Consider the following 25,100-nt stretch of genomic DNA (forward strand, 5'->3'; position numbering starts at 1 on the left):
GGGTGGGCGCGTCGACGCCGCTGTGACCGTGGTCGTGGGCGGAGTGCGCGTCGTGCCCGGCGGCCTGGTGCCCTCCGTGGTGGGCCGAGGACCGCGAGGCGGCCACTCCTGCTGCACCCTCTCCTTCTCCATCCTCGGAACTTTCCTGACGCACCGTCAATTTGATGGTCGGCCGGTCATCGGGGATCCCGAACAGGTCGCGGTACTTCTTGGCCACCGACACGTTTGCCGTGTACTCGCCGGCCGGCAGGTCCACCACCGACTCGTAGTCCCATGCGGTGGTGTTGGACGCCCAGCCCTTCTCGACGCCCCACACCGAGCCCAGCGTGAACGCGTTGGTGGGGCAGCTCTGCGGATACTTCGACGTGGTCGGGGCGTCCGGCCGGATCCGCCCGGAGGCGTTGTTCGGGCAGAAGGCCTGCTTGGCCTTCGACACCTCTTCGCCGGCCGCGTTCTTGACCGACACCTCCAGGAAGCCGGGCAGACCGGAGAAGTCCTTCACCAGCCCGGCGGGCAGCTTCTTGGTCTGCGTCTTCGTTCCGTTGCGGATGATCTGCTGGGCGACGACGGGGTCCTTGTACGACTTCCGGGTCACCTTGAACTCCAGTGGCGCGCCGTCGACCGTGACGTACGTGCCGAGGTCCAGGAAGACCCCGCCGTCCCCCTCCCAGCGGTCGAGCGTCACGGAGTTCGACGCGGCGATCAGCTTGAGCTTCGGCTTGCCTGCCGTGCCCGCCTCGGCCGCCCCGGCTCCGGGAGCGGCTCCCGCCCCGGCGACGGCGACGGTGAACGCGGCGCCTGCGGCTAACGCCGAACGCTGCAGGCGATTGCGGTGCTGCTGTCTCGTCATCTGTTCCTCGTCTGTGAGTGCCCTGATCAAGTCTGTGAGCATCCTGTGAGAGAGGTGAACAGGGTGTGTGGGTTGCCTGTGCCGACATATGCGTCGTGGCGGGGAACCGGCATCAGGCGGGGCGGAGGGCATACGACAAGGGCCCGCCAGGCGTAGGTGGTCTGTGCCAGGGTTCCGGAGCAGTTCATCAACAGGCCCAGAAGCGAGGCGAGTTGGGTGAGGAGTGATGCGGCGGTGCCGCACCTCAGGCGGGTACCGGCCTCATCGGACTGGCCGACCGCGTGGCCGTGGCGGACGGCAGACTCCGCATCTTCAGCCCTCAGGACGGGCCTACCCTGATGCACGTGGTCGTCCAACGCGCCGCAGCCGCCCTGCGCCAGGAGTGCCCCAGCACCGTCGGACGACGCAGCTCGGTCAGGTCTGCGAGAAGCGCCGCCTGATGCTCCCGGCGGCGCCGACGCGCTCAGCTGGAACTGTCGGGCTCTTCCTTCGCGGCGCGGCGGTACTCGGCGTTGATGCGCTGCGCTTCCTCGAGCTGGTCCTCAAGGATGACGATGCGGCAGGCAGCCTCGATCGGGGTCCCCTGGTCGACGAGTTCGCGGGCGCGGGCGGCGATCCGCAGCTGGTAGCGGGAGTAGCGGCGGTGCCCGCCTTCCGAGCGGAGCGGAGTGATCAGACGGGCCTCACCGATGGCCCGGAGGAAGCCGGGGGTGGTGCCGAGCATTTCGGCGGCCCGACCCATCGTGTACGCGGGGTAGTCGTCGTCGTCCAGACGACCGCTGAGCGGAGTATCTGCTGTCATTTACACCTCGTTGTACGACGCGTCGAGGGGCCCTGGTGCCGTGCGGCACCAGGGCCCCGAAGGGATTGAACACCATCCGTCGGCCCTACTGCTCTGCCGACCTGCTGTTTCCGCTACCCGGCCCGGGAGAGGGCCGGGAGTGCGGGGATCGCGGATTCGTGACCGGGGACCACCTTCCAATCCGGGTCTTGCGGTACCCAGCCGGATGATGCTTCCCGGGCCGGGCGATCCTGATGGCGTCTGCTCCCTCCGTGCTTCCTCTGAGTGATGCGAACTGCTGGTGTTGCTGTCGGCGGCCCCTCAACCTGCGAGCCGCCCAGTGCGACTGTCAGTCCCGTCACCGACCTGCGAACAACCTGGCTTCGGAACTCCACAGTCACCCTGACCTGCGAACTTCATGTACCGCTGCCCGGCAGTTCGTGTCTGCCGGGCCTTCTTGATCGTGTCTACGAAAGGAACCTTAACCAGATCACCAGCCAATGTCTACTCCGGCCAACACAGATTTCAGTGCTCTCGAGACGTAAGTATTTTGCGCCGGCCGACCGTGGCGGCACGGTGGGCCATGCGCCCCAGCGCCCGGTCCCCACCGCTCCGGTACGCCGGCATCGCGTCGGCGCCAGGGGGCACGTACAGGAGTCGGCGCCAGAGGTCACGTACAGGAAATGGGCACAGAGGACCGACCGCTGCATAAAATCAGCTCTCATGTCGAAACCTGACGACCTGCTCGCGGACATCGCCGCCAAGGTGGAGTCCGCGCAAAGCAATCAGATGTCGCTGACCGTGGTGGTCGGCGGAGCTGTCATCACCGGCCGGCTGGCGCCCGAAGCCGTGTGGAGGGAGCGAGTGTCGGAGGTGCTGAAGGACTCGGACCGTCTCGGCCAGTTCTCCGGTGTCTTCGCTGCCGAGTGGTCAGAAGACCGAACCGACCGCCGTGAGACACCCACGCACCTGCACTTCCATCTCGCCCGGATCCTGCAGGGCAGTGTCGGGATCCCCGAGACGGGGGGAATGTACCGAGTCGCGATCAGCGACGTCAGTGCCTGGACCGTGGGCGACTTCAGTTACTCCGAACCCTGAGACGCTCATGACGAGAGCCCTGCCGACGTGTGTCGGCAGGGCTCTCGTCGCTGCTGTGAGGCCGGCTTCCGCCGGTCCTCATGGCTTCAGGAGGCGGGCGTACCAAGCAGGGCCGATGCGGCCTGCAGCGGTGTGAGGGCGGGTGCGGCGGGTGCGCTCTCCTCGCCGTTGCGGCAGGTGAAACCGAGGCGGCTCATGGCGCGGGTCACTTCCCCGCTGGTGAAATCGCGGCGGTCCTGCCGGGTGATGACTTCGCCCACTTGCTTGACGGGATAGTGGCGGCGGCCGATGAGCACGGACTCACCCGTGATGACCTCGGGCTTGATGCCCTTCATGGCGTCCACTACCTCTTGCTTGGAGAACTCGAACGGGAACCGGGCGATGACACAGCGCATGATGCCTCCCAGGGGATGACAGGGGATGGAGTACGAGTACGGGGCTGACCGGCTGAGGCGGGTCAGAGGGAGCGGGCGAGCACGCGCGAGCACGCCCCACGGTCCAGCGGCGCCGAGGATGTCTCGTAGACGACCCGATCCGGTCCGTGTACGGGGAGCTGTCGGTCCTAGGCCGCCGGGTTGGCGGCGGACGGCCCCTGTGCCGTGCGGCGTGCCGCCTCGCCGGTGGGCCGGCCCTGGGCGGGGCGGCCACGGCGGCGGCCCCGGGGCGGGGACGAGGAAGAGGCGCCGCGCCGGGGGCGTTCCGCGGCCGGCACTGTGATGGTGACCGGGACGCCCGAGGGGGCCTGAGCGCCTGTGATGCGGGTCAACTCCGCTTCTCCTGAGTTCACTTGGGTTGTCTGCGGGGTGATGCCGGCGGCGGCCATCAGCCGGCTCATGTCGCGGCGCTGGTTGGGGGTCACCAAGGTGACCACGCTGCCGGACTCGCCGGCACGTGCCGTACGGCCGCCACGGTGCAGATAGTCCTTGTGGTCGCTGGGCGGATCGACGTTCACGACCAGATCGAGGTTGTCGACGTGGATTCCGCGTGCCGCGACATTGGTCGCCACCAGCACCGTCACGTGCCCGGCCTTGAACCGGTTCAGGGTCCGTGTGCGCTGCGGCTGGGACTTGCCGCCGTGCAGGGCGCCGGCGCGGACGCCGCTGTTCAGCAGATGCTCGGTCAGCCGGTCCACCGCGTGCTTGGTGTCCAGGAACATGAGCACCCGGCCCTCGCGTGCCGCGATCTCGGTGGTGGTGCGGTGCTTGTCCGCACCGCGTACGTGGAGTACGTGGTGCTCCATGGTCGTGACCGCACCCGCGGACGGGTCGACGGAGTGGACCACCGGGTCGTGCAGATAGCGGCGGACCAGCAGGTCGACGTTACGGTCCAGGGTGGCCGAGAAGAGCATCCGCTGCCCCTCGGTACGCACTTGGTCGAGCAGCGCGGTGACCTGGGGCATGAAGCCCATGTCGGTCATCTGGTCGGCCTCGTCGAGGACGGTGATGGCGACGCGGTCGAGCCGGCAGTCGCCGCGGTCGATGAGGTCCTTGAGCCGGCCCGGTGTGGCGACGACGACCTCCGCACCGCCACGCAGTGCACTGGCCTGCCTGCCGATCGACATCCCGCCGACCACGGTGGTCAGTCGCAGCCGCAGAGCCCGGGCGTACGGAGTGAGCGCGTCGGTGACCTGTTGGGCGAGCTCGCGCGTGGGTACGAGGACGAGGGCCAGCGGCTGCCGGGGCTCGGCGCGCTGACCGGCCGTACGGGCCAGGACCGCGAGGCCGAAGGCGAGGGTCTTGCCCGAGCCGGTGCGGCCACGGCCGAGTACGTCGCGGCCCGCGAGGGAGTTCGGCAGGGTCGCCGCCTGGATCGGGAACGGTGCGGTCACGCCTTCGTGGCCGAGTGCGGCCAGCAACTGCGCCGGCATGGCGAGATCGGCGAACGTCTCGACGGCACCGAGTGCCGGGGTGATCGTCTTCGGCAGTGCGAACTCGCCCTGAGGCGCGGCCTGTCGGCGTCCGTGACCTTCGGGACGGCGCGGAGCACCGGAGCGGCCGGGCACCGCGGTTCCGGCCCCGGCTCCGTAGCGGCTGCCGCCCCTCTTGGAGCCGGAACCTCCGGCGCGTGTGCGGGCGAAGCGATCGTTTGTACGGGTGCGGTTCATGCGGAACCTTCCTTGATGTGGCACGAATCAAGGAATTCCCGCAGCAAAAGAGCAGCGCAGAGAATCGCGAGAACGAGCCGAAGACAATGCGGGATCGAATGGGATCCCGAAGGGAATGTGCAGGAAATGTGCGGGGGAATTCGCAGGGTGTGCGTGGGATTTGTCTCTCACGAGAATAGTGAGATCCCGGCAGCAGGGGATGCAGCGGGGGATCAATGGATCCATGCCCTGGGCCATGCCCCTGGATCACGCTGCGGCTGAAAGGTACGAGGAGGACGGTTTGCCAGATGGTCCGCGTCCCGAAAATCGATCAGCTGGGGCCCGCACCCCAAGGTGCGGGCCCCAGCTGCGAAGTACGTATCAGCGTCAGGCGGGAACGATGTTCTCGGCCGTCGGGCCCTTCTGGCCCTGCGCGATGTCGAAGGTCACCTTCTGGCCTTCCGACAGCTCACGGAAGCCCTGAGCGGCGATGTTCGAGTAGTGAGCGAAGACATCGGCGCCGCCGCCGTCCTGCTCGATGAAGCCGAAGCCCTTTTCCGCGTTGAACCACTTCACGGTGCCGGTAGCCATATTGAATCTCCTTTGGGGCGGTGTTCGGAGTCCACACTGTGCGGTCTCCGCGTCGTCGCGATGATCACCCCGCCGGAAATTAACCGGAGATGTAAGGGGCTCTACCGGCGTATGAAACCGGCGAGGACACCCCAAGCGTTCGGGAACCACAACTGCAACTGGGATCGACAGTATCACGGTGCGATCGACCGTGTGCGTTGACTAATTCTGCTCCGCCTGCCGAGTGAGGAACCTTCATCGAGCGTGACGTCTATTTCTCATTTCGCGGCCACAGATATTGGCTCACCAGGACCCCAGCGTTTCTGGCCGACGGGCGGCGCACGGCGAATGCTGTAGTGGTCGACGGCACGGCGTACCGCTGGCGGCTGCGGCGCAAACCGACCTCCTTCCAGGGCCTGGCCTGGTCAGCGCACCAGTCCGTCGGCTTCACACCCGCCTATGTCGTTCTGCGGCCCTTGCGCTGTGACAGCCACCGGGCGACCGCCTCCGAGATCGGCTGCCCGGTCTCCAGTTCGACGAAGCCGAACTGGCCGCCCTGATTGCACTCCAGGAACCACCAGATGCTCTCCTCGTCCTCGGCGAAGTCGAAGGCGGCGTACGCCAGTCCGGCAAGGGTGACGTACTCGTGTACCGACCTGCCGATGCGTACGGGCACCGGGACCGCCTCCCAGGCGTGCCCGGTGTCGCCGTAGCGCCCGTCGACCTGGCCGGGTTCGGCGGCCTTCCGCGCGGCGAACAGCTGGGTGCCGACACAGGTCAGACGAATGTCGGCACGCTTGGGTATGTACCGCTGCAGCAGCGCAGGACCGGCTGCGACGGCGGAGAAGTCCGGGTCGGGGCCGACCAGGGTGGTGGGCAGCGCCAGCGCGGGATCACCGGGCGGCGGTCCTGAGGCGGACTTCACCACCACGTCCCCGTGCTCCTTGGCGAACTGCTGTGCCAGGCGCGGGGAGGTGGTGATGGCAGTCGGTGGTACGGCGAAGCCGCTGAGATGAGCCGTCCTCAACTGCCATGGCTTCAACCGGGCTTGGTCGGCGTTGCGCGGATGGTTCATCCATCGCGCAGAGGCGGAGTAGAGCATTCCGAACAGCGCCTGATGGGTCTCGGCGGTCAGCCACACGGATGGGCGGGGCGCGTGAGCGGCCGGTTCGCCGGGCCTGCGTACCCATACGGAGTCCAGGCCTCCCATGCTGAGCACATGTCCGTTCACCGACAGGTGACCCTCGAAGTCGCCACGGGCGTAGTCCGCGGACATCAGGGCCTTGCCTGGCAGGTCGGCAGGGTCGAGCCGCATCACGGCCACCCCCGTCTCGTGCAGCTTGGTCACCACCATGTCGGCGGTGACGTCCTCTTCGGACGTGAGGATCAGTACGGTCATTCGGTTACGGATCGTCAGTCGTCGAAGTGTGTCTGGGAACCGGCGGTGGATGTCGTCGTACCGGCAGCCAGGAGGAGGTCCGGGTCACTGACGGCCGGACGTCCGTCGGGAAGCACGTTCAGTTGAAGCGACTCGTCGAAGCGGTATGGCGTCACCACCGTCGGAAGCGCTCTCGGGAGGGCGTAGTTGAGGGTGAACGGTCGCACTCGAAACCTCCAAGTCGGCACGCTGCCTGCGCGCAGTCCCTCACACGTTCCTTGCGCGAGGAATTCATCACTTCTGTCATCTTTCAGGAAGATCGTCACATCACCCGCTGCCTCACCTGCCTCATCCACATCACTGACATCACGAACACTCAACTTCCCCATGACTTACACATCGAAATGGGTGCTGGAAACGTCACAGGGGCATGCCTGGGGTTGCTGACTCACGTGAGGTACGAGGCCCCGGAGGCGAGGCATCGCTCGCGCGCAGTCCGGCGAACGAATCCGGCAAAGGCGACCGGTCGTATCGGGGCGACCGCCGACGGAGTGACTCGACGTCGACTCCATGGGCGGCGCGGATGAGGCCGTGCGCCCTTGGCGCGACGCCGCCTCGCCCTCAATGGCTCCGCTGGAAGAGCGACACCGACGGCCATGCCTTTCCGACCTGTTCGGCACGCTTTCCCGGCCGGAGTGCGGGCGCTGACATGGTGGCCGGACCATGACGCGGGCACCACGACGGGCGAACGGGACCATCACGCCCCCGAACGGTGAGTGGCCCGGCCGACGGGCGGGTCTACTGGCCCTTCCCGCCGCTTGCCTGGCCGTTGCCGGCCCCATTGTCCGCGCCGTCGGCGTCGTTGGCGTCGTTGCCGGGATTCCCGTTGCCCGACGTGCCGGTGTTCCCTGACATGCCGGTGTTCCCGGACGTGCCGGTGTTCCCCGCCGTGCCCGTGCCGGCGTCCGCGGCGCCCTCGCCGGGTTTGCCCGTGTCGCCGGATCTGCTCGGTGAGGTCGTCGCCCGCGCCAACTGCGCGGCGCAGTACGCGGCGACCTTTCCCTCGCCGCCCGCCGCCGCGACGAGTTGCTGCCAGGCCGTCGCGTCGAGCGCCTCACCGCGGTCCTTGACCTGCTCGTAGGCGCGGCAGTGGGCCTCGGTGTCCTGGGCGGCGGCCGAGCCATCCGTCGGTCCGGCGCCGCCGGAGGAAGCCGACGATGTCTCACCGCCCGGCCGGGCCGGGGCGGACACCGAGGGGTGCGCGGTCTTCCGGTCGGCACCACCGCCGCCCGTGGACGAGCCGGCCGAGCCGATGGCCGCGACCGCGACACCGCCGAGGGTGAGGCTGGCGAACACGGCGGCGAACGTCGTCTTCACAGGGCGCCCGGTACGCCGCTCCGCGGGCAGCCGCCAGTCGTCCCGGCGCCGGGTACGCGCCCGATGCGCGCCCCCGCCGCGGGCGGCCCGGAAGGCGGCCACGGCCCGCTGCTCGGCCTCGGGGGCGAGATCGCCTCCGCGCAGGACGGCGGCCAGCACCGTCTCCAGCGCGGTGTCGTCACGCCGGTCCCACGGGCCGGACACGGCGTCGTCAGGGTGCACACGTCGACGGCCCGGTACTCCGTCGCCGCTCAGCCGTTCACCCATGTCCGCTTCCGTTCCTGTCCGACATGTTCGATTCACCTGGCGTTCCGGGCCCTGGTGCCTGTCCGCCGGCCCACTGCCGCGGGCATCGTTCATTTCGACTCCCCCAGCGTCCGGGAAGTCTCATCCGTCACACCTGCCACCTGGCCCTCGACGCCCAACTGGTGGGCGAGGCGTTTCAGACCTCGGTAGGCGGCGGTGCGCACCGCTCCTGGGCGCTTGCCGAGGACGCGCGCGGCGGCGGTACCGTCCAGGCCGACAACGACCCGCAGGAGCACGGCCTCGGCCTGGTCCTTCGGCAGCCCGCGGACCAGTTCCAGGGCCCGCTCGGTGGAAAGGGTCTCCAGCGCCTGGTCGTCGGTGCTGTGCAGGCTGGGCAGGTCCAGTACGTCCTGTTCGGTCCCTCCCGACCGGGGCCGCACGCGCTGGCGGCGCAGATGGTCCAGTGCCCGGTGCCGGGCGATGGTCGCCGTCCAGCCGCGGAAACCGGCCCCGTCCCCCTTGAACCGTCCGAGGTCACGGGCGATCTCCAGCCAGGCGTCGGACGCCACGTCCTCCGCGTCCTCGCCGACGAATCCGCGCAGATAGCCGAGCAGGCCCGGCTGCACGATCCGGTAGGCGACCGCAAAGGCGGTCTCGTCCCCCTCCTGGGCCAGTGCGACTGCCGTGCCCAATTCCCCGTCGTACGTCTGTACGCGGCGGGGTTGCCGTGCCTGGCCCAAGACTGTCCTCGTTCGTACCTGGTTCACAGCGAGTCCGTTTCGTCCGACGAGCCCGTTGGCATCGACGGCCCCATGGAGACCAGCGCGCGTTCGCACAGAAGTGTCACAACGCATCACGCGTCCCTCACGTCGTCGCCGGCGCCCCTGTCGCCTGGCCGACGAAGCCGCGAGGGCCGTCGGCAGCTCCAAGAAGACGGCGGCGTAGGGACGTTGAGCCGCTCCGTATGCCGGGGCCGGACGGCTTCACGGCTCAGCAACGCCCGGCGGATCCGGCGTTCGGACACCGGTGCGCGATCCGCGTCGTCCCGGCCGGGTGACGTATCGCTCCGGCCGTGCGCTGTGTGAGTGCCGAGTCCACGCCGGACAGGCCGAGGGTGATCGCTGATCGCCAGGCCGGACGTCGGTGCCACGACCACTCCCGGAACCCTCTCCGTGCCGCTCTTGACTCCCCCGGAGAGCGACATGGAGAGGGACGGGGCGGCCGGACCCCAACCACTGCACGGGGCTCCGGCCGCCCCGCACACCGTTCGGACCGACGGCGGGCGGTCGGGCGCGAATCGCGGAGCTCCGGAACGCGGCGTTCGCCGGGCGGCGTGATGCTGCGGCGTCCCCGTGCGCTCCTTCTGGTGATGAGCATCTACTTCCATCTGCGAGCGGTGCCGCCCCCGGCACTGCGCAACAGCGCGACCTGGCTGGAACGGCTGTTCGGGGACGGCTGGGATACCGTCCGGCACGGCCTCGATCGGCACCACGAGGAGGTGCTGGACAAGCGTTATCTGGATCAGGAACTCCTCTACGCAGGCGGCGCTTCCCCGCATCGCGCGGGGGAGCGACCCCAGGCCCAGGTGGTGCTCGGTGGCCGGCCGGTGTTCCACCCCGATCGGTACAAGCCGCCGTTCCTCGTGCTGACGGCGGGCCAGGCGCACCGGGTGGCCAGGTTCCTGACGATGGTCGACTTCGATGCGCTGTGGGTCTTGTCCCGCGACGAACTGCTGCCGCGCTACGGCGGCGTGACCGCAGAGCCCGACACGCGGGGCATTTTCGCGGCGGCGCACCGGGAGCTGACGGAGTTCTATACGCAGACGGCCGAGTGCGGAGACGCGGTGGTGAAGTGGCTGCCGACTTGAGGCACGTGGCACGCGGAACCTGCTGATCCTCAGCCGGGGGCGCGATGTGGGCCCACGACCACTCCTCCCGAGGCAACTCGCACGGGCACTCGCCCAGGGGTTGGGAAGTGGAAGCCGGATCGCGCCGCCTTCTGGCGGAAGCCTCCGCGCATCAACTGGCTGAGGCGCCGCGCTAGGTCGAGGCACTCGGCGACAGGCCGGTGCGGCGGCCAACGAGCGTGCGGTCCCAGTCAAGCCCTCGTGCCCTCCGCGTGCCCGGTCTCCGGCTGCGCAGCAGCGCGAAAAGGGCGCTGCGGGAGTTCGGCCGGACCGTTGGGGCGCCGTCCTTCTGAGTGAGCGGCCATGGGCATGCTCACCTTGGGGCTTGACTCGGCAGCGTCAGGACGAAGCGCGCGGGGCGGTCTCCCACCGGCCGGTCAGCCCTGCTCCTCAGTGCTCACCGGCCGGTCGTTCCTCAGCTCGTCGAAGAGCTTCTGCGCCTTCCTCTCGTCCCACTTCACGGCATCGCCCTTGGACGTGCGGAACTCACCGGCCACGGGGACATTGAGCTGTGTGCCCTGGCCGGACGCCACGCCCCGCATCCCCTGGAACAGCGACACGAGGGTGCGTAGATCCATGTCCTCGTCCACGACGAGCGTGCCCAGCCCCGCGTCCAGGGCGGGATAGGCGCGGAGCGGATTGAGCGCGGTACCAGGTGCGGCGGCCTTGCGGGCGAGGGCGGAGAGGAACTTCTGCTGGTTCTTGGAGCGCCCCAGGTCGCCCTCGGCCTCCTGGTGCCGCTGGCGGACGAACGCCAGCGACTGGGCGCCGTCCAGGTTGTGACAGCCCTTCGTCAGGTCCAGGTCCGACTTCTTGTCCTTGATGTCCCTGTCCACGCACATCTCCACGCCGCCGACCGCGTTCACGACGCCGACGAAGCCTCCGAAGCCGATCTCCGTGTAATGGTCGATCCGCAGGCCCGTGTTGCGTTCGATGGTCTGTACGAGCAGTCGGGGGCCGCCCATGGAGTAGGCCGCGTTCAGCTTGTCCTTCTGCGCCCGGTGCACCTTGCCCGTCTCGGGGCGGACGAACTCCGGGAGGGTCACCCACGAGTCACGCGGCAGACTCACCATCGTGGTGCCGTGGGCGCCGGTGTGCAGGAGCATCATCGAGTCGGTGCGGCCGCCGGCGCCGGCGCCGGTGTGCAGGTCCTTCTTCTCCTCCTCTGACAGACCGTCACGGCTGTCGGAGCCCACGATGAGATACGTGGTCCCCTTGCCCGGCGGCGGACGGTCCGCGACCTTGCCGAGGTCGACCGATCGATCGAGTTCGACCTCGGCCCAGGCGTAGGTGCCGCCGCCGAGGACGAGCAGCGCGCAGAGCAGGACCGCCACCCGGCGCACGATCCGGCGGAACCGGCTGGGGGGCACCCAGGGAGGCCGGATGCTGCGGTTGTGGCTGCCGATGTCCTGCGGGACGGTACGCCTGTCGCTCTGCGGGACGGTACGTCCGTTGCGCGGGCGCGGGATGCTCGCGTACTCCGGAGCTGGAGGGGCGTTGGATGTGTCCGTGTATCCCGGATTCGGAGGGGCATTGGACGCGCCCGTGTATCCCGGGGCGCCGTAGAGGGCCTCATAGGACATGTCCGTGTATCCCACGGCGCCATAGGACGTGCCCGTGTGTCCCGGAGTGACAGCGGACGTGTTCAAGGGAGGTCCGGAGGACACCTGAATCGGATATGGGCTGCCCGGCTGCCACACCTGTCCCGAGACGACGCGACGCTCCTGGGCGTCTCCGGCCTGCCCGTTGTTGTCGGGCCACGTGCCTGGCCGGTCATTCATGGGTTGAACCACCCCCTGATCACCTCGATGTCAGTTCTCGTGCGGTGACCGGCTGCCTGAGCTGCGCGTCGCCGGCCGTCCCGGAGCGCTGCATGCGGTGCCACTTCAGCCGGGTGCCGCCCAGGAGGGCGACCACGGACTGGAGGACGACCAGATACATCAGCTGCCGGTAGACGAAGAGCTGGAACGGCATTGACCACAGGGTCCGCAGCCGTTCGCCGTCGAGCCGCAGTGCGTATGCGGCGCAGAACAGCTGGATGATCAGGAAGACGAACCACACCCCCGCCGCCCTCACCGGGTCGAGGAACAGCACCGCGTACACCGCGAAGAGGTCGACGACCGGCGCCATCAGCGGCAGGACGAGCTGGAACAGAGTCAGATAGGTCAGCCCGCGGCGGGCGAACCGTCCGGCCGAGCCCACTTCGCGGAGCGCCCCGCGATGCTTCCACATCGCCTGGAGCGTGCCGTAGCACCAGCGGTAGCGCTGCCGCCACAGCTGGCGCAGCGTGGTGGGCACCTCGGTCCAGGCGACGGACGACTCCTCGTAGACCACCCGCCAGCCGGCGCGCCACAGGGCCATCGTGAGGTCGGTGTCTTCGGCGAGGGTGTCCTCGCTGACCCCGCCGACGCCCATGAGCGCGTCCCGGCGGAAGGCGCCGATGGCGCCGGGGACCGTCGGCATGCACTCCAGCACCTCGAACATCCGCCGGTCGAGGTTGAAGCCGAAGACGTACTCCAGGTGCTGCCATCTGCCAAGGAGCCCGCGCCGATTACCCACCTTGGTGTTGCCGCTGACGGCGCCGACGGCGGGGTGCGCGAGCGGCTGGATGAGCCGGTGGATTGCGTCCGGCTCGAAGACGGTGTCGGCGTCGACCATCACCACGATGTCGTTTCTCGCGTATCCCAGGCCCGTGTTGAGCGCTGCCGCCTTGCCCGAGTTGGGCTGCCGGATCACCCTCACCCGGGGGTCGTCGATCCAGGTGGCGAGGTCCGCCGTCTGATCATCCGACCCGTCGTCGATCACGATGATCTCGAGGTACGGGTGCGTGGAGTCGAGCAGCGAATGGATGGTCGACTCGATGCCGGCCTCTTCGTTGTAGGCGGGTATGAGCACGGTCACGGGTGCGTTGACCTCCCGCAGCCGGGGCGCGCTGGGGCGGTGGCGGGTGAGGCGCCGGACGTGGGTACGGGCGAAGACGACCAGCATCAGCAGCCGCAGCACGCCCAGCGCTCCGCCCACGCCCAGCACCCAGATCATGGCGTTCGTGAACGCGTTGCCGGCGGCGGTGGCCCAGATCAGCCCCCTGCCCAGCCACCGCTCTTCGGCGGACACCCGTGTGTCGGCCGGAGCCATCTCGACGGCGGCCGACACGGTGGTGAACTTGTCGGCCTCCGGGTTCTCGAGCAGCTTCTTCATCTCGTGGTACGCCAGGTCCGTCTGGCTGAACTGCCGGACCAGCCCCCGTGCCGGACTACGGCTCGGATGGTCGCCGGCGACCACCACATAGCCGTCCGCGGCGGCGTTGCGGGCCGCTTGCCACTCGGCGCCGCACAACGTGTCCACCTGCGTGGTCAGCGGCATCCGCAGCAGCTTGGTGTGGATGCCCGCCGTACCCGCGAGGGTCTTCTGAGTCAGCGACAGTTCCATCGCGGAGCGCACTCTCGACGCGGCGCCGAGGTCCGCTCCGGTGTACGTGTTCGAGCCGATCTCGTGGCCCTCGTCGCGGATCCGCCGCATCAGGTCCGGATGGCGGGCCGCCTGGGCGCCGTACACGAAGAAGGTGGCGTGCGCTCGGTGCTTGCGCAGCAGGTCGAGGAAGCGCGGAGTCCACACGGGATCGGGGCCTCCGTCGAAGGTGATCGCGACGGTGCCCTTGGGCATCCTGTCGGACGTCACCTTGTCCCCGCTGATGCGCAGGACGGGGCCGCTGTCGCGCACGGACTCGGGCGCGGGTCTCGTGCAGTCGCGCCGCGTCTTGGCGGCGTCGACCTCATGGGTCGTCCAGCCCTCGAAGAGCAGGACGGCGAAGACCACGGGGAGGGTCACGGTCAGCAGGAGCCAGTGCCCGCGGGGTTCGCGGGAGCGCGCGTGCCGACGTCGCGCTGCACGGCTCACGCTGCCACCTCGAGGGTGACATCAATCACAGCGAATTCGAGGTCTATTCGGGGGGAGCGGGGAACGGCCGTGAACGCTCCGAGCCCAGTGCGGTCCGGCGAAAGGAGGGCACCGACGGGGGTGGCCGCCACGGTGCCCGGCCGCGTCGACACCTGTGCGGGTCTGCCGGTACGCCCTCGCTGCACGGCTGCTGTCCTGTGGACTCCCGTACTGCGCCCGAGGCTCTGTCCGGGGCCGTACCCCAGGCCACGTCCAAGAGCGCTCCCAGGCCCGCGCTCAAGCCCGCATGCACGGGTGGCGGGCGTAGGCCCGGCAGTGCGGGCGGAGTGTGCGGCCGCATGCCACACGGTCTTCACAGGCTCATCGAACGCGTTGAGGCCCGGTGAAGGGCGAGGGGTTTTCTCCTGGTTTGTGTTCTGGTCGAGCTCATGCATGGGCGGCGAGTGTAGCCACAGCCGATACCGCGGGTGTGTCCGAAACAGACCGAGCGGCCACCGCGCCACGACGCTGTGACGCTGGGCCCGGTCCGTGCGCTGGACCGAGTAGATATGGGGAAGTGTGCCTTCACGCGCCCTGCTTCCCGGAGCGGATCGGCCGGGCCGCACCCTCCCCTGTCCGATGGTTTTAAGCCATCCGCCCCTGTGTACGGTGCGGGGGCGCCAGGGCAAGCAGAGGGAAGATCACCCTTGACGGCGATCCAGCACTTCCCGGCCGCTGAGGCGGGCTGATCGCCGCGACGGACCTGGTGAAGTGGGCCAGCAAACTCGTCGACAGGACCAACATCGGCCCCCAGAAGATCAACATCGCCAACTGGACCACTCCCGACGTCGAGAAGGCCCAGCAGGTCATCACCATCGCGGGCCCCGACGCCACCCGCTGGACCGCCACCCGGACGATCCTCACCCAGGTCGCCGACCAGGTCCCCTATGTCCCGCTCTTCACCGAGGTCGAGGTCTGCGCCATCGGAAAGGGCCTCGCCTTCGAGAAGTCGGGCATCGCGTCCCTCGGCCTGTCCAACGGCAGCTGGATCTTCTCGCTGAAGTCGACGGCCTGACCCCGGCGTCTGTCTCACGGCATCGCTCCCCGCAGCGCCGGGCCGGGAGCGATGCTGTGATCCCCGACGGGGCACGCACTCGCCGGACCTCGCTGTCACGCAGTCAGACGCGTCACTCCTTCTCCCGATTGAAGTTGTGGAACATGTCCATTGAGGGGTGGGGCATATCGAGAGGCAACGCTGATGCACAGGTCTGCATACGAGCAGATGGAACTCTGCGTGAAGGAGTACATGCCGACGAATAGGCAGCACCGGGTCGTGGATCTGGGGTCGCGTGTGTCAGACAAACAGAGTGTCACGCATAAAGACATGCTGGGGCAGCACGACATCGACTACGTGGGCGTCGATGTGCTCGACGGACAGAATGTGGATGTGGTCATGGTCAAGCCGTACCGCATTCCAGTGAAGTCCAGCAGTGTGGACTTTTTGCTCTCGGGTCAGGCATTCGAGCACATCCCGTTCTTCTGGGTAACGATGATGGAGATCGCACGTGTGCTGAAGCCCAGGGGAATGGCATTCATCACGGCACCGTCGCGCGGCCATGTGCACGATGCACAGGATTGCTGGCGCTATTACCCAGACGGGTTCCGGGCCATGGCTGCGTACTCGGGACTCGAATTGTGTGAGGCCTACACCGATTTCCCGCCGATGACGGGAATTCGGCACAATTACGCGGCCATTGACGCCACACATGCGTACTGGGGTGATTCCGTCGGGGTCTTTCAGAAGCCCCGCCGCTACCGGCGACTGACGATGTTCTTCGTACGCGAACTGACTGTGTGGTGGGCCAACCGCGTTGGAGGCGTCCAGGACACGCCCCTGCTCAAGCCGGTCGAAGGGCGCGCGCTCTGCGGCCGCCCCGCGGACGAGCCGTAGAGATGGCCGCGGTGGAGGTGAACTGGCGGCCGAAGTTCTCGCAGAGCCCGGCTCCTCCCGAGGGCGTGGGTCTGCCCTCGCACGGGCGGCGGGTTCCCGGGGTGCGGCGCGAGAAGCCGGCGCAACTGGCGGGCCAGAGCGATTCGACCGCCGTCGGTGGACGGTCTCGGCCGAGGCGATGGCCTGGGCCGGCGCCAGGGCGGCCGTCACCCGTCTCATGCTGGCGCCGTGCGACAGTGAACTGGGCCGTGAGCTCACCGACGTACGGGCCTCCAGGGTGCGGCTGGTCGATGCCTTCGACGCGGAGCGGCGCCGGATCGAGCGGGACCTTCACGACGGGGCGCAGCAGCGGCTGGTCTCTCTGAACGTGATGCTCGGCCTGACCGCCCTCGACACGGAGCCGGACTCACCTATGGCCGGCCAGCCCGCCAAGGCACAGGAGCAAGTGGCGCTCGTTGTTGACGAGTTGCGTGAGCTCAGCCGCGGCGTCCATCCGAAGGCTCTCACCGACCACGGTCTGGCCGCCGCGGTCGAGAACCTGGCGGGGCGCTCCGCGCTGCCCGTCACGGTCGACATCCGCCTGCCTCGTCGTCTGCCACTCTCCGTGGAGACCACGGCATACTTCGTGATCGCCGAGGCTCTGACCAACGCCGTCCAGCACAGCCATGCCGGGGCCGACCCGCAGGCCGCCGTCACCGTGTGCGTGGCCGTCCTGGTGGTGGCGTGCCCGTGCGCGCTGGGGCTGGCCACGCCGACCGCGCTGATGGCCGCCACCGGGCGCGGCGCGCAGCTCGGTGTCCTGGTCCGGGGCCCGCAGGCCCTGGAGGGCTTGCAGCACATCGACACGGTCGTGCTCGACAAGACCGGCACCCTCACCTCCGGCCACATGACCGTCGCCCGGGTCACGGCCGTGCCGGACGGGCTTGGGCGCGAGGCGGTGCTGCGGCTGGCCGGTGCGGTGGAGCAGGGCTCGGAGCACCCGCTGGGCCGGGCGATCGTCGCGTACGCCACGGGGGTGTCCCCGCGCGACCGTGTTGGAGCGTCGGGTGATGCCCTGACCGGGCAGGGCACGCCGCCGGAAGGCACTCTGCCGGAGGTGAGTGGCTTCGCCGCGACGGCGGGCGAGGGCGTGCGCGGCCAGGTCGAAGGGCGGTTGGTCGAAGTCCTCGCGCCGGACGGCGAGTTGCCCGCCGCCCTCACCGACGCACCGCGGGCGGCGGAGGCCGGCGTCAACACCCCCGTCCTGGTCCGTGTCGACGGGGTCGCCGAGGCGCTGATCGAGGTCGGGGACGTCGTACGCCCCGGCAGTTACCGGGCCGTGGACCGGCTGCGGCGCCTCGGTGTGCGCCCGGTGCTCGCCACCGGCGACCGGGAGGCACCGGCGCGGGCGGTCGCCGCCGCGCTCGGCGCGAATGCCGTAGACGCGCCTACGGCGTCATCCAGCGCAGCCGCGCCTGGGGCGACCTCATCGCCGAGCACCACCCCCGCGCCGTACGCCTGTCCATCCACCCCCAGCCCATCGGCGCCGCCAAGTTCGGCATCCGCCTCCTCGACGCACCCGACGCCTGGACCACCCCCTGGCACTCAGCCGCCCTACGCGATTCCGACGGCAGGTGGACGCTCATGCCGCGGGCGAGGGCGGAGCGGCTCGGCCGCCTGGTCCACCGGAACGGCAGACCGAGTCACTTCGAGGAGGGCTGACATACGCGCCCGTCTCACGACACGGCGTCAGGAACCGGATCCGGGATCGACAGCGCCCAGGCGGACATGGCTTCGAGGACCTCGCGCAGTCCCTCGCCGACAGGAGTCAGCGCATACTCGACGCGCGGCGGGATCTCGGCGTACGCGGTGCGGGTGACGATGCCGTTCTCCTCGAACTGGCGCAGCCGGCTGGTGAGAGTGTGCGGGCTGATGCCGGTCAGAGCGTCACGCAACTCGGTGAACCGCCTGGGGCCCGCGAGGAGTTCCCGCACGATCAGCGTGGCCCACGGACCGTTGAGCAGGGTGAGGAACCGGGAGACCCCGCACTTGTGATCGCAGAGCTTGTTCATTTTTTGAGCGTAGCCCATTAGTGCAGTTGATGTAACCGATGCATCCCATGCACTAATGGAACGCATGACCTACGTGATTCATGGCGCCACCGGCGCCCAAGGCGCCCCCGTCGTCGCCGCCCTCGCCGCTGCGGACAAGCCCGTCGTGGCCCTGACCCGCAATGCGGAGGCCACCGTCGTCGGCGCGCGCGTGGTGGCCGCCGACTACTCCTCCGCCGAAGGCCTGACCGAGATCTACCGTGACGCCGAGGGGGTGTTCGTCCACCTGCCCATCGTCGCGGAAGAGGACCGCCAGGCCTTCGCGCGCAACGTCGTCACCGCCGTCCGCGCGGCCCGGCCAGCCCGCGTGGTGTTCTCCACCAGCGGTTTCGTCGTCGACGGCCCCGGTAGCGGCGATCAGGACGGCACGGCCGGGAATGCGGTCGCGATGCTGGCCGGCGGGCTGGCGGACAGCGGCGTGTCCTACGCGGTGATCGAGCCCCGGCTGTTCTTCGAGAACCTGCTCATGCCGCACGTGGTCGACGCGGTCCGCGAGCAGGGCGTGCTGCGTTATCCGCTCCCCGTCGGCTTCCGCGTCTCGTGGGCCTCGCACCTGGACATCGCCGACGTCGCCGCCGCGCTGTTCGGGCAGCCGGATGTCACCGGTGTGGTCTCCGTCGGGCAGTACCCGGCCATCACCGGACAGGAACTGGCCGAGGCGTTCGGTACCCGGCTCGGGCGGAACGTGTCCTACGAGGCGATCACCCCCGACGCCTTCCGCGCCTCCCTCGCGCCCCTGCTCGGGGAGGGCCCCGCCGCGGACGTCGCGGGCGGCTACCAGGCCATGCAAGCGCTGCCGGACCGCTCGATCGCTCCCGAGCGCTCCGCCCAGAAACTGCTGGGCATCACTCCCCGGACCGCGATCCAGTGGCTGACCGACATCGGTGTGGCATAGCACGCGCCGAAGCGGTGTGTGACGTGTGTCACGCCACCCCATTGGTTACGTTGAGGTGACTGGTTACTGATGGTGAGTATGGAGGTGCAGCGCAGGTGAACCCGTAACGGTAAGGCGTACCGCCTCTACGTCAGGGGCGTAAGGAGTGTTGTCATGACCAGCAAGCACGTCGACATCGCGAGTGAGTACTTCCAGGCCGTGCAGAAGGGCGACCTGGCCAAGGTGGGCGAGCTCCTGGCCGAGGAGATCGTCTGGCACCAGCCGGGCGCCAACCGGTTCTCCGGTGAGCACAAGGGGCGCGACGCCGTCTTCGCGATGCTCGGCGGGATGATGGAGGCCAGCCAGGGCTCCTTCGCCATCGACACGGTCCACACCCTGATGGGCAACGGCGACATGGTGGCCGCCTCCATCCACTTCGCCGGCCGGCGCGATGACGCCTCCATGAGCATGGACGGCGTGGATGTCCTGCGCCTCAAGGACGACAAGATCGTCGAGATGTGGCTGTTCTCCGGCGACCAGGTCGCCGAGGACGCCTTCTGGGGACAGTAGGCCGCCCGCATCCTTCCCAGACAGAAGCCGTCCGGCACTGCGCTACCGTGCCGGACGGCTTGTTGCGTGGGTCGCCGGGCGACCGGCGGCAGGATCTCTCGACTCCGGTACGACTCCGGGCGCGAGTTCAGGACGCCGCCCGCTTACCTTTGGTGACCAGTCACAGTCACTGGCGGGCGTCGTAGCTCTCGCGTGCCGCGAGCACTTCGGTGATGTGGTCCTCGGCCCAACTGCCCAATGCCTGAAGCGGGGCGTGCAGGGTGCGACCCAGTGCGGTGAGCTCGTACTCGACCCTGGGCGGGACCTCCGCGTACACGTGCCGGGTGACGAGTCCGTCCCGTTCAAGGTCCCGGAGGGTCTCGGTGAGGACCTTGGCGCTGATGCCGTCGACGGTGGCGCGCAGCTCGCGGAAGCGCATGCGGCCGGCACTGAGGGCGATGACCACCATGGCCGTCCACTTGTTGGCGATGCGAACGAGCGAGGTGCGGGACGGGCAGGTCGCCGTCATGACGTCGAAGGCCGGCAGTTGTGGCATGCGTGACATCCCCTCATCGGTTACGTGGAGGCGACTGGTTACCGATGGTGAGTATAGGACCCCAGCAGGCAGTACTCGACTGATCCCGGCTGAACTCGACATCGCCGGTAAACCCTCCACAACAGCGCCGGGAACTACCGGTGGGGCCGAGCCGACCAGTGAGCAGAGAGTTCTCACTGGGAGGTAATTAATCCATGGAACGTCGTACTTTCTTGCAGGCGTCCGCGTTTCGGGGTCTGCACGGGCGTGATGGCCTTGTCGGCGGCCGGTTTCACGCGCGGCAGGCCGGCCACCACCCACTCGGACACCAGGGCCGCACTCGCCGCACAGGGCGCGAAGGTGGTCAACGCGCGCGTGGTCGATGACGGCGACCTCGTCACGACCGGTGGTATCACCTCCGGCCTGGACGGCGCGGTCTGGCTGGTCGAGCGGTTCTTGGGCGCGCAGTTCGCCAACCAGGTCGAGACCGTATTGGAGTACGAGCGCCGCGGCACGGTCTGGCGCAACTCGTAGCGCAGGTCAGGTCATCCCTGAAGGAGCGGGGCTGGTCAGGTCAGGACGCGATGATCTGCCATTGCTGCCGCGTCTGTGACGCGTACGGCTGCTGCTCGACGTTGGCTCCGTCGGTGGTGCTGCCCTCGTCGACGCCGAGGGAGAGCCCGCTGTAGCGGTTGATGAGGAGGTAGTTTCCGTCACCGGTGGGCGTGACGGCCCAGTGCTGCTGGGGGGCGTCGGCGTCTTTCCAGATGCCGACGTTGCCGCCGCCCGCGCGAGAGAGGCCTGCGACCTCCAGGAGCTTGCCGCTGGCCACGCCCTTGATCTTGTAGTAGCCGTCGCCGGTGCTGGTGAAGGTCCACTTCTGGTTCGCCCGGTTGAGCCATGGCCACTGCAGGACGCTGGTGCCGTTGGCGGTGCCCGCGCCCTCCACGTCGGCGACCTTGCCGCTGTGCCGGGCGACCAGCCGGTAGACGGTGCCGTCGCCGGGGAGTGTGGTGGACACCAGCGCGGGCTTGGCCGTCCGGCCGCCGATCCGGAGGCCGCCGATGTTGGCGTAACCGCCGGTGGCCGCATTGACCCGGATCCGAACGAAGCCCACGTTGCGGGCGGGCCACTCCACCAGCTTGGTCTTGCCGTTGCCGGCCCAGGTACCGGTGGCGACCTGAGTGAAGGTGACCCCGTCGGTGCTGGTGGAGATGGTGCAGGAGGTGATGTCGCCGTCGGTGGAGTTGCTGCGGTTCCACTGCTTGGGCAGGTACTCCAGGGTAGAGACGTTGCTCCACACGCCGCCCAGGTCGATGGTGATGGACTGCGGCAGCGACAGGCTCCAGGTCGACCAGCAGGTCTCGTAGCGGACGTCGCTGAGTCCGTCGATGGCGTGGAGCGGTCCCTCGCCGGTGTGGAAGGCGGTCGCATACGCGTTGACCGGTGTGACGGGGTGCTCGGCGCGCAGCAGTTGGGTGGGCAGCGGCGGCCGGGAGGTGTCGGGGCTCCATGCGGCGCCGACCTCGGCGAGGCGGTTGACGATGTTGGTGTCCAGCAGGCCGTTGCGGTTGGGCGGGCAGTTGAGGATGAACGAGGTGTACTTGGGTTCCAGGTCGGTGAGGTGGGAGAGGATCGCCGACTTGCTCATGAGGCTCTCGGTCGGGGTAGAGGGGTGCCAGAACCAGCCGTTGCTGATGGTCTGCCCCTGCATTCCGGCGTAGGTGTTGCCCGCCGGCGCCGTGATGCCCAGCGGCTCCTCGAAGAAGATCGCGTCACTGAGGAAGGGCTCGGTCAGTCCGCCGATGTCGATCATGACGCAGTCCGGCTGCAGCTGTTTCACCAGCGAACGGATCCTCTGGTACGAGACGGCCTGCTGCCCCATCTGCCATGCGTAACCGTCGGTCATGAACATATCGATCGTGCCGTAGTTGGTGAGCAACTCGGTGATCTGACCGAGCATGAAGGTCATGTCGCCCGGCTGGATGGCATCGGTGATTTCGAGCCCGGACACCTTGTGCCGGCTCTCCCATGCCTCGACGCCGAAGGTGCGGTCCCAGATCGAGTAGTAGAACCCGACCTTCAGCCCCTTCGCCCGGAAGGCGTCGCAGTACGCCCGCACCACGTCCTGCTTGTAGGGGCTGTTCGCGACGTTCTGGGTGCCATGGGCGCTCGGCCACAGGGCGAAGCCGTCATGGTGCTTGGTGGTCAGGATGCCGTAGCTCATCTTCGCGGCAGCCGCCGCGTCGGCCCACTGTGCGCAGTTGACGCTCGGGGGAGCGAAAAGGGTGGGGCTCTGGTTGGGTTCGGCCCACTCCTGGTTCGTGAACGTGCCCAGGCTGAAGTGGTTGAACATGCCGAACCGCATGTCGACCATCTTGCTCAGGTTGGTCTGTGTGTCCGCGGCGGCCGCCTGCGACAGAAGGCCGGAGAAGCCGGGGACGATCGGCAGGGCGGTCGCGGCGGTTGCCGCACCCGCGGCGCCGAGAAACGTACGGCGATTCATTCTTGATGAGGACATGGCCCACTCCTGTGGATCGATGGCATTGGCTGCGGCGGCGACGTCCCAGGTGGCAGCCGACGTCGGCCTGGGTGCCGGAGGCACGGACGGAGGGCAAGAGAAAGGCCACCCGCACGGCGTGTGTTTCGCCGGAGTGACATCGGACCTATTAAGGGGCTTCAGTGCAGGGTGTGTCTAGAGGGTCGACAGAAGCCTCGCGATCACAGCTGATGACACATCCAAGCTTGAGGATCAAGCAACCAAGGTGCAGGATGCGAAGGCTCGATAGGTCGGGTGAATAGGTGCCTGAGGCTCTTGCTGACGCACCTTCAGACAGGTCAGGCGCGAGCAACACCAGGACCGCCGCCACGCGCCGCCCGCCCGTCCGTGCGGCACGGCCCCCCCCGGTGGTGCGGACGTGGTCACCCCGAGGATGCGAGCCTCTGCCGCAGGGAGTCGTTGTCGTCGTGGTGGACGACCTCCTCGAAGCGCAGCCGCAGACCGTGTTTGTCCAGCAGCTCCGCCACGATCGCGTCGAGCTGTTCGCGATGCTCCTTCGTCCGCGCCTGGACGTACGCCTCGCGGACGTCTTCGGGCTCGTCGGCGAGGACCTGGTCCATGCGCTCGCGGATGTACCGCTTGAGGTTGATGTGCTCCATGAACACCTCACCGACTCCCGCGTCGACGAGCCGGCCGAAGAGGTCGTCCAGGAGCTCGGGCTGGGTGGCGAAGTGGGGCAGGAGCGGACCGACGAAGGCGTAAGTGGGGATGCCTGCCTCTTTGAGTTCGGCCAGGGTGCGCAGGCGGCGGGAGGCGAGCGGGGCGCGTACCTCCAGCCAGCGGCTGACCTTGTCGTCGGTGGTGGTCACGGACATGCCGACCTCGGCGCGGGGCAGGCTGGTGAGCAGGTCGATGTCGCGGGTGACGACAGGTGACTTGGTGAGGATGCGGACCAGGCCCGGGTACTCGACCGCTTTGAGTTCGCGCAGAATGCCGCGGGTGAGCCGGTACTTCGTCTCGTGGCCCTGGTAGGGGTCGGTGACCGAGCTGAGCAGCATCGTGCCCCGCCGCTTGTCCTCCGGCATCTTCGCCAGCTCCTTGCGGGCGAGCTCGACCGCGTTCTTCTTCACGTACAGGTAGTCGCCCCACTCCTTCACCGACCGGCCGAACTGGCGCCCGGCGAAGCTGGCGAAGCAGTAGGCACAGCCCAGCACGCAGCCGGTGTATGGGTTGATGACGTAGTCGTTCGACGGGGTCTTCGACTTCTGGATCAGGGTCTTCGCCTCGATCTCGACCGGCTCCATGACCGCTTCCTTCCTGCCGGCCCGGCCGTCCGCGTCCGACGTGCCGGGTTCCTGTGCTGTCCAAGAAGGGTCGGACGGCCGAAGACCACCGAACCCATACACGGGGAACAATAATCTATGGAAGTTGCTTCCATGGAATGTAAATGCTTTGCTGGGCGTCACCGGGCCGGTTCAGGGTCCGCCGTCCCTGCCCGGGTTCTCGGCCGGGGCCTCGCGAGGTCCGCGGGGTGGTGGTCACTGCCTGGATTCAGCCCTGCCTCCCGCCGGAGCGCGCTGGAGGGCCACGTACCACTGTTTCCCCCGACCAGGAGGCTCCCCTGATGTCAGGCGTCAGCGAAAAGATCCCCGTCCGCGTCTACGGCGGCCCCACCGCCCTCTTCGAGTACGGGGGACTCAGGTTCGTCACCGACCCGACCTTCGACCCGCCCGGCGAGTACCCCATGCCACTCCCCGGCGACCACAAGCTCGTCAAGACCGACCCCTCGCCGGTCACTGCCGCCGACCTCGGCCGCATCGACGCCGTCCTGCTCTCCCACGACGAGCACGACGACAACCTCGACAACGCAGGCCGTGCCCTCCTGCCCGAGGTGCCGGTCGTCTTCACCACGGTCAGCGGCGCCGGCCGCCTGGGTGGCAACGCCCGCGGCCTCGCCTTCTGGCGGACCGCCGAGCTCAAGCGGCCGGACGGCGGAACCGTGACCGTCACCGGCATGCCCGCCCGGCACGGCCCCGTGGGCTGTGAACCGGTCACCGGTGACGTCATCGGCTTCTTGCTCACCTCCGACGACCTGCCCTCGGTCTACGTCAGCGGCGACAACGCCGCCCTGGAGCACGTCGAGGAGATCGCCGAGAAGTTCGCTCCCGTCGACACCGCGATCCTCTTCCTCGGCGGCGCCCGCATGCCCTTCGCCTTCGACAACGCCCTGCTCACCCTCGACAGCGCCCAGGGCGCCGAGGCCGCGAAGACGCTCGGCGCCCGCCGGGTCGTCCCCGCCCACTTCGACAGCTGGGCCCACTTCAAGGAAGGCCGGGCCGAGATCGAAACCGCCTTCACCGAGGCCGGCTTGGCCGACCGCCTCGACTTCGCCCGATAACCCGCCCCGCACCAACCACCCAAAGCCGTATGGGAACT

General features: G+C 68.6%; 22 protein-coding genes and 4 pseudogenes. 11 read left to right on the forward strand and 15 right to left on the reverse strand.

All coding sequences use genetic code 11. The features are described 5' to 3' along the window. Positions 1-850, reverse strand: a pseudogene (locus tag G6048_RS07320) (lysyl oxidase family protein); the annotation flags it as partial. Between the two features lie 463 nt (positions 851-1,313). After that, on the reverse strand, positions 1,314-1,652 hold the full coding sequence (locus G6048_RS07325) for a helix-turn-helix domain-containing protein (RefSeq protein WP_165338633.1): 339 nt from the start codon (positions 1,650-1,652) through the stop codon (positions 1,314-1,316). A 702-nt stretch (positions 1,653-2,354) separates the two neighbouring features. On the opposite strand from G6048_RS07325, the gene G6048_RS07330 reads away from it, so the two are divergent. Next, positions 2,355-2,729 carry a hypothetical protein gene (locus G6048_RS07330; protein WP_165338634.1) on the forward strand — a complete coding sequence of 125 codons (375 nt, stop codon included), beginning with the start codon at positions 2,355-2,357 and terminating at the stop codon, positions 2,727-2,729. Positions 2,730-2,815: 86 nt separating this feature from the next. Here the strand turns inward: G6048_RS07330 and G6048_RS07335 are convergent, their stop codons facing one another. The 7 genes from G6048_RS07335 to G6048_RS07365 form a co-directional block, all read right to left on the reverse strand. Beyond that, positions 2,816-3,124, reverse strand: a complete 309-nt coding sequence (locus tag G6048_RS07335; protein WP_165338635.1) for an SCO5918 family protein — start codon at positions 3,122-3,124, stop codon at positions 2,816-2,818. 167 nt (positions 3,125-3,291) lie between these two features. Continuing rightward, positions 3,292-4,833, reverse strand: coding sequence for a DEAD/DEAH box helicase (locus G6048_RS07340; RefSeq protein WP_165338636.1), 1,542 nt, complete (start codon positions 4,831-4,833; stop codon positions 3,292-3,294). A gap of 366 nt (positions 4,834-5,199) precedes the next feature. Then, positions 5,200-5,403 (reverse strand): cold-shock protein, encoded by a 204-nt coding sequence (locus G6048_RS07345; protein ID WP_165338637.1) that lies wholly within the window; start codon positions 5,401-5,403, stop codon positions 5,200-5,202. Between the two features lie 436 nt (positions 5,404-5,839). Then, positions 5,840-6,781: an MvdC/MvdD family ATP grasp protein gene (locus G6048_RS07350; RefSeq protein WP_206341293.1), complete on the reverse strand. Its 942-nt coding sequence runs from the start codon at positions 6,779-6,781 to the stop codon at positions 5,840-5,842. A gap of 14 nt (positions 6,782-6,795) precedes the next feature. Further along, the gene (gene tgmA, locus G6048_RS49255) at positions 6,796-6,987 is read right to left on the reverse strand and encodes a putative ATP-grasp-modified RiPP (RefSeq protein WP_155059574.1); all 192 of its coding nucleotides are present in this window, start codon (positions 6,985-6,987) and stop codon (positions 6,796-6,798) included. Between the two features lie 571 nt (positions 6,988-7,558). Next, complete coding sequence (locus G6048_RS07360) at positions 7,559-8,404, reverse strand: hypothetical protein (RefSeq protein WP_165338638.1); 846 nt, start codon at positions 8,402-8,404, stop codon at positions 7,559-7,561. Positions 8,405-8,493: 89 nt separating this feature from the next. Then, positions 8,494-9,123 carry an RNA polymerase sigma factor gene (locus G6048_RS07365; RefSeq protein WP_165338639.1) on the reverse strand — a complete coding sequence of 210 codons (630 nt, stop codon included), beginning with the start codon at positions 9,121-9,123 and terminating at the stop codon, positions 8,494-8,496. A gap of 629 nt (positions 9,124-9,752) precedes the next feature. Between G6048_RS07365 and G6048_RS07370 the strand changes: the two genes are divergently transcribed. After that, positions 9,753-10,250 (forward strand): DUF1877 family protein, encoded by a 498-nt coding sequence (locus G6048_RS07370; RefSeq protein ID WP_165338640.1) that lies wholly within the window; start codon positions 9,753-9,755, stop codon positions 10,248-10,250. A 416-nt stretch (positions 10,251-10,666) separates the two neighbouring features. Here G6048_RS07370 and G6048_RS07375 read toward each other — a convergent pair whose 3' ends face one another. Together G6048_RS07375 and G6048_RS07380 are read right to left on the reverse strand one after the other, a co-directional pair. Then, positions 10,667-12,070 carry an LCP family protein gene (locus G6048_RS07375; protein ID WP_235989529.1) on the reverse strand — a complete coding sequence of 468 codons (1,404 nt, stop codon included), beginning with the start codon at positions 12,068-12,070 and terminating at the stop codon, positions 10,667-10,669. Positions 12,071-12,089: 19 nt separating this feature from the next. Continuing rightward, complete coding sequence (locus G6048_RS07380; RefSeq protein ID WP_165338641.1) at positions 12,090-14,186, reverse strand: glycosyltransferase; 2,097 nt, start codon at positions 14,184-14,186, stop codon at positions 12,090-12,092. A 745-nt stretch (positions 14,187-14,931) separates the two neighbouring features. Here G6048_RS07380 and G6048_RS07385 point away from each other — a divergent pair. The 5 genes and pseudogenes from G6048_RS07385 to G6048_RS07400 form a co-directional block, all read left to right on the forward strand. Next, complete coding sequence (locus G6048_RS07385; protein WP_165338642.1) at positions 14,932-15,240, forward strand: hypothetical protein; 309 nt, start codon at positions 14,932-14,934, stop codon at positions 15,238-15,240. Positions 15,241-15,423: 183 nt separating this feature from the next. After that, positions 15,424-16,116 (forward strand): methyltransferase domain-containing protein, encoded by a 693-nt coding sequence (locus tag G6048_RS07390; protein WP_165338643.1) that lies wholly within the window; start codon positions 15,424-15,426, stop codon positions 16,114-16,116. 217 nt (positions 16,117-16,333) lie between these two features. Further along, positions 16,334-16,609, forward strand: a pseudogene (locus tag G6048_RS49260) (histidine kinase); the annotation flags it as partial. Between the two features lie 174 nt (positions 16,610-16,783). Beyond that, positions 16,784-17,542 (forward strand): annotated as a pseudogene (locus G6048_RS07395) (HAD-IC family P-type ATPase); the annotation flags it as partial. Continuing rightward, positions 17,518-17,817: pseudogene (locus G6048_RS07400) on the forward strand (L-tyrosine/L-tryptophan isonitrile synthase family protein); the annotation flags it as partial. The pseudogenes G6048_RS07395 and G6048_RS07400, both read left to right, overlap by 25 nt. Before the next feature lie 14 nt (positions 17,818-17,831). On the opposite strand, the gene G6048_RS07405 reads toward G6048_RS07400, so the two are convergent. Beyond that, positions 17,832-18,167: a winged helix-turn-helix transcriptional regulator gene (locus G6048_RS07405; protein WP_165338644.1), complete on the reverse strand. Its 336-nt coding sequence runs from the start codon at positions 18,165-18,167 to the stop codon at positions 17,832-17,834. 64 nt (positions 18,168-18,231) lie between these two features. On the opposite strand from G6048_RS07405, the gene G6048_RS07410 reads away from it, so the two are divergent. Next, positions 18,232-19,101, forward strand: coding sequence for an NmrA family NAD(P)-binding protein (locus tag G6048_RS07410; protein WP_165338645.1), 870 nt, complete (start codon positions 18,232-18,234; stop codon positions 19,099-19,101). Between the two features lie 153 nt (positions 19,102-19,254). Beyond that, a complete protein-coding gene (locus G6048_RS07415) occupies positions 19,255-19,650 on the forward strand; it encodes a nuclear transport factor 2 family protein (RefSeq protein WP_165338646.1) in 396 nt (131 codons plus the stop codon). A gap of 166 nt (positions 19,651-19,816) precedes the next feature. Here the strand turns inward: G6048_RS07415 and G6048_RS07420 are convergent, their stop codons facing one another. Next, positions 19,817-20,185: a winged helix-turn-helix transcriptional regulator gene (locus G6048_RS07420; RefSeq protein ID WP_165338647.1), complete on the reverse strand. Its 369-nt coding sequence runs from the start codon at positions 20,183-20,185 to the stop codon at positions 19,817-19,819. A gap of 186 nt (positions 20,186-20,371) precedes the next feature. On the opposite strand from G6048_RS07420, the gene G6048_RS07425 reads away from it, so the two are divergent. Beyond that, on the forward strand, positions 20,372-20,698 hold the full coding sequence (locus G6048_RS07425) for a DJ-1/PfpI family protein (RefSeq protein ID WP_328825700.1): 327 nt from the start codon (positions 20,372-20,374) through the stop codon (positions 20,696-20,698). A 40-nt stretch (positions 20,699-20,738) separates the two neighbouring features. Here G6048_RS07425 and G6048_RS07430 read toward each other — a convergent pair whose 3' ends face one another. Together G6048_RS07430 and G6048_RS07435 are read right to left on the reverse strand one after the other, a co-directional pair. Continuing rightward, the gene (locus G6048_RS07430) at positions 20,739-22,685 is read right to left on the reverse strand and encodes an RICIN domain-containing protein (RefSeq protein WP_165338649.1); all 1,947 of its coding nucleotides are present in this window, start codon (positions 22,683-22,685) and stop codon (positions 20,739-20,741) included. Positions 22,686-23,086: 401 nt separating this feature from the next. Next, a complete protein-coding gene (locus tag G6048_RS07435) occupies positions 23,087-23,968 on the reverse strand; it encodes an SPL family radical SAM protein (RefSeq protein ID WP_165338650.1) in 882 nt (293 codons plus the stop codon). A gap of 320 nt (positions 23,969-24,288) precedes the next feature. Here G6048_RS07435 and G6048_RS07440 point away from each other — a divergent pair, with 320 nt between their 5' ends. After that, the gene (locus G6048_RS07440; protein ID WP_165338651.1) at positions 24,289-25,062 is read left to right on the forward strand and encodes an MBL fold metallo-hydrolase; all 774 of its coding nucleotides are present in this window, start codon (positions 24,289-24,291) and stop codon (positions 25,060-25,062) included. The last annotated feature ends 38 nt before the right edge of the window (positions 25,063-25,100 follow it).

The organism is Streptomyces ureilyticus, assembly GCF_011045025.1.
GTDB lineage: Bacteria > Actinomycetota > Actinomycetes > Streptomycetales > Streptomycetaceae > Streptomyces > Streptomyces ureilyticus.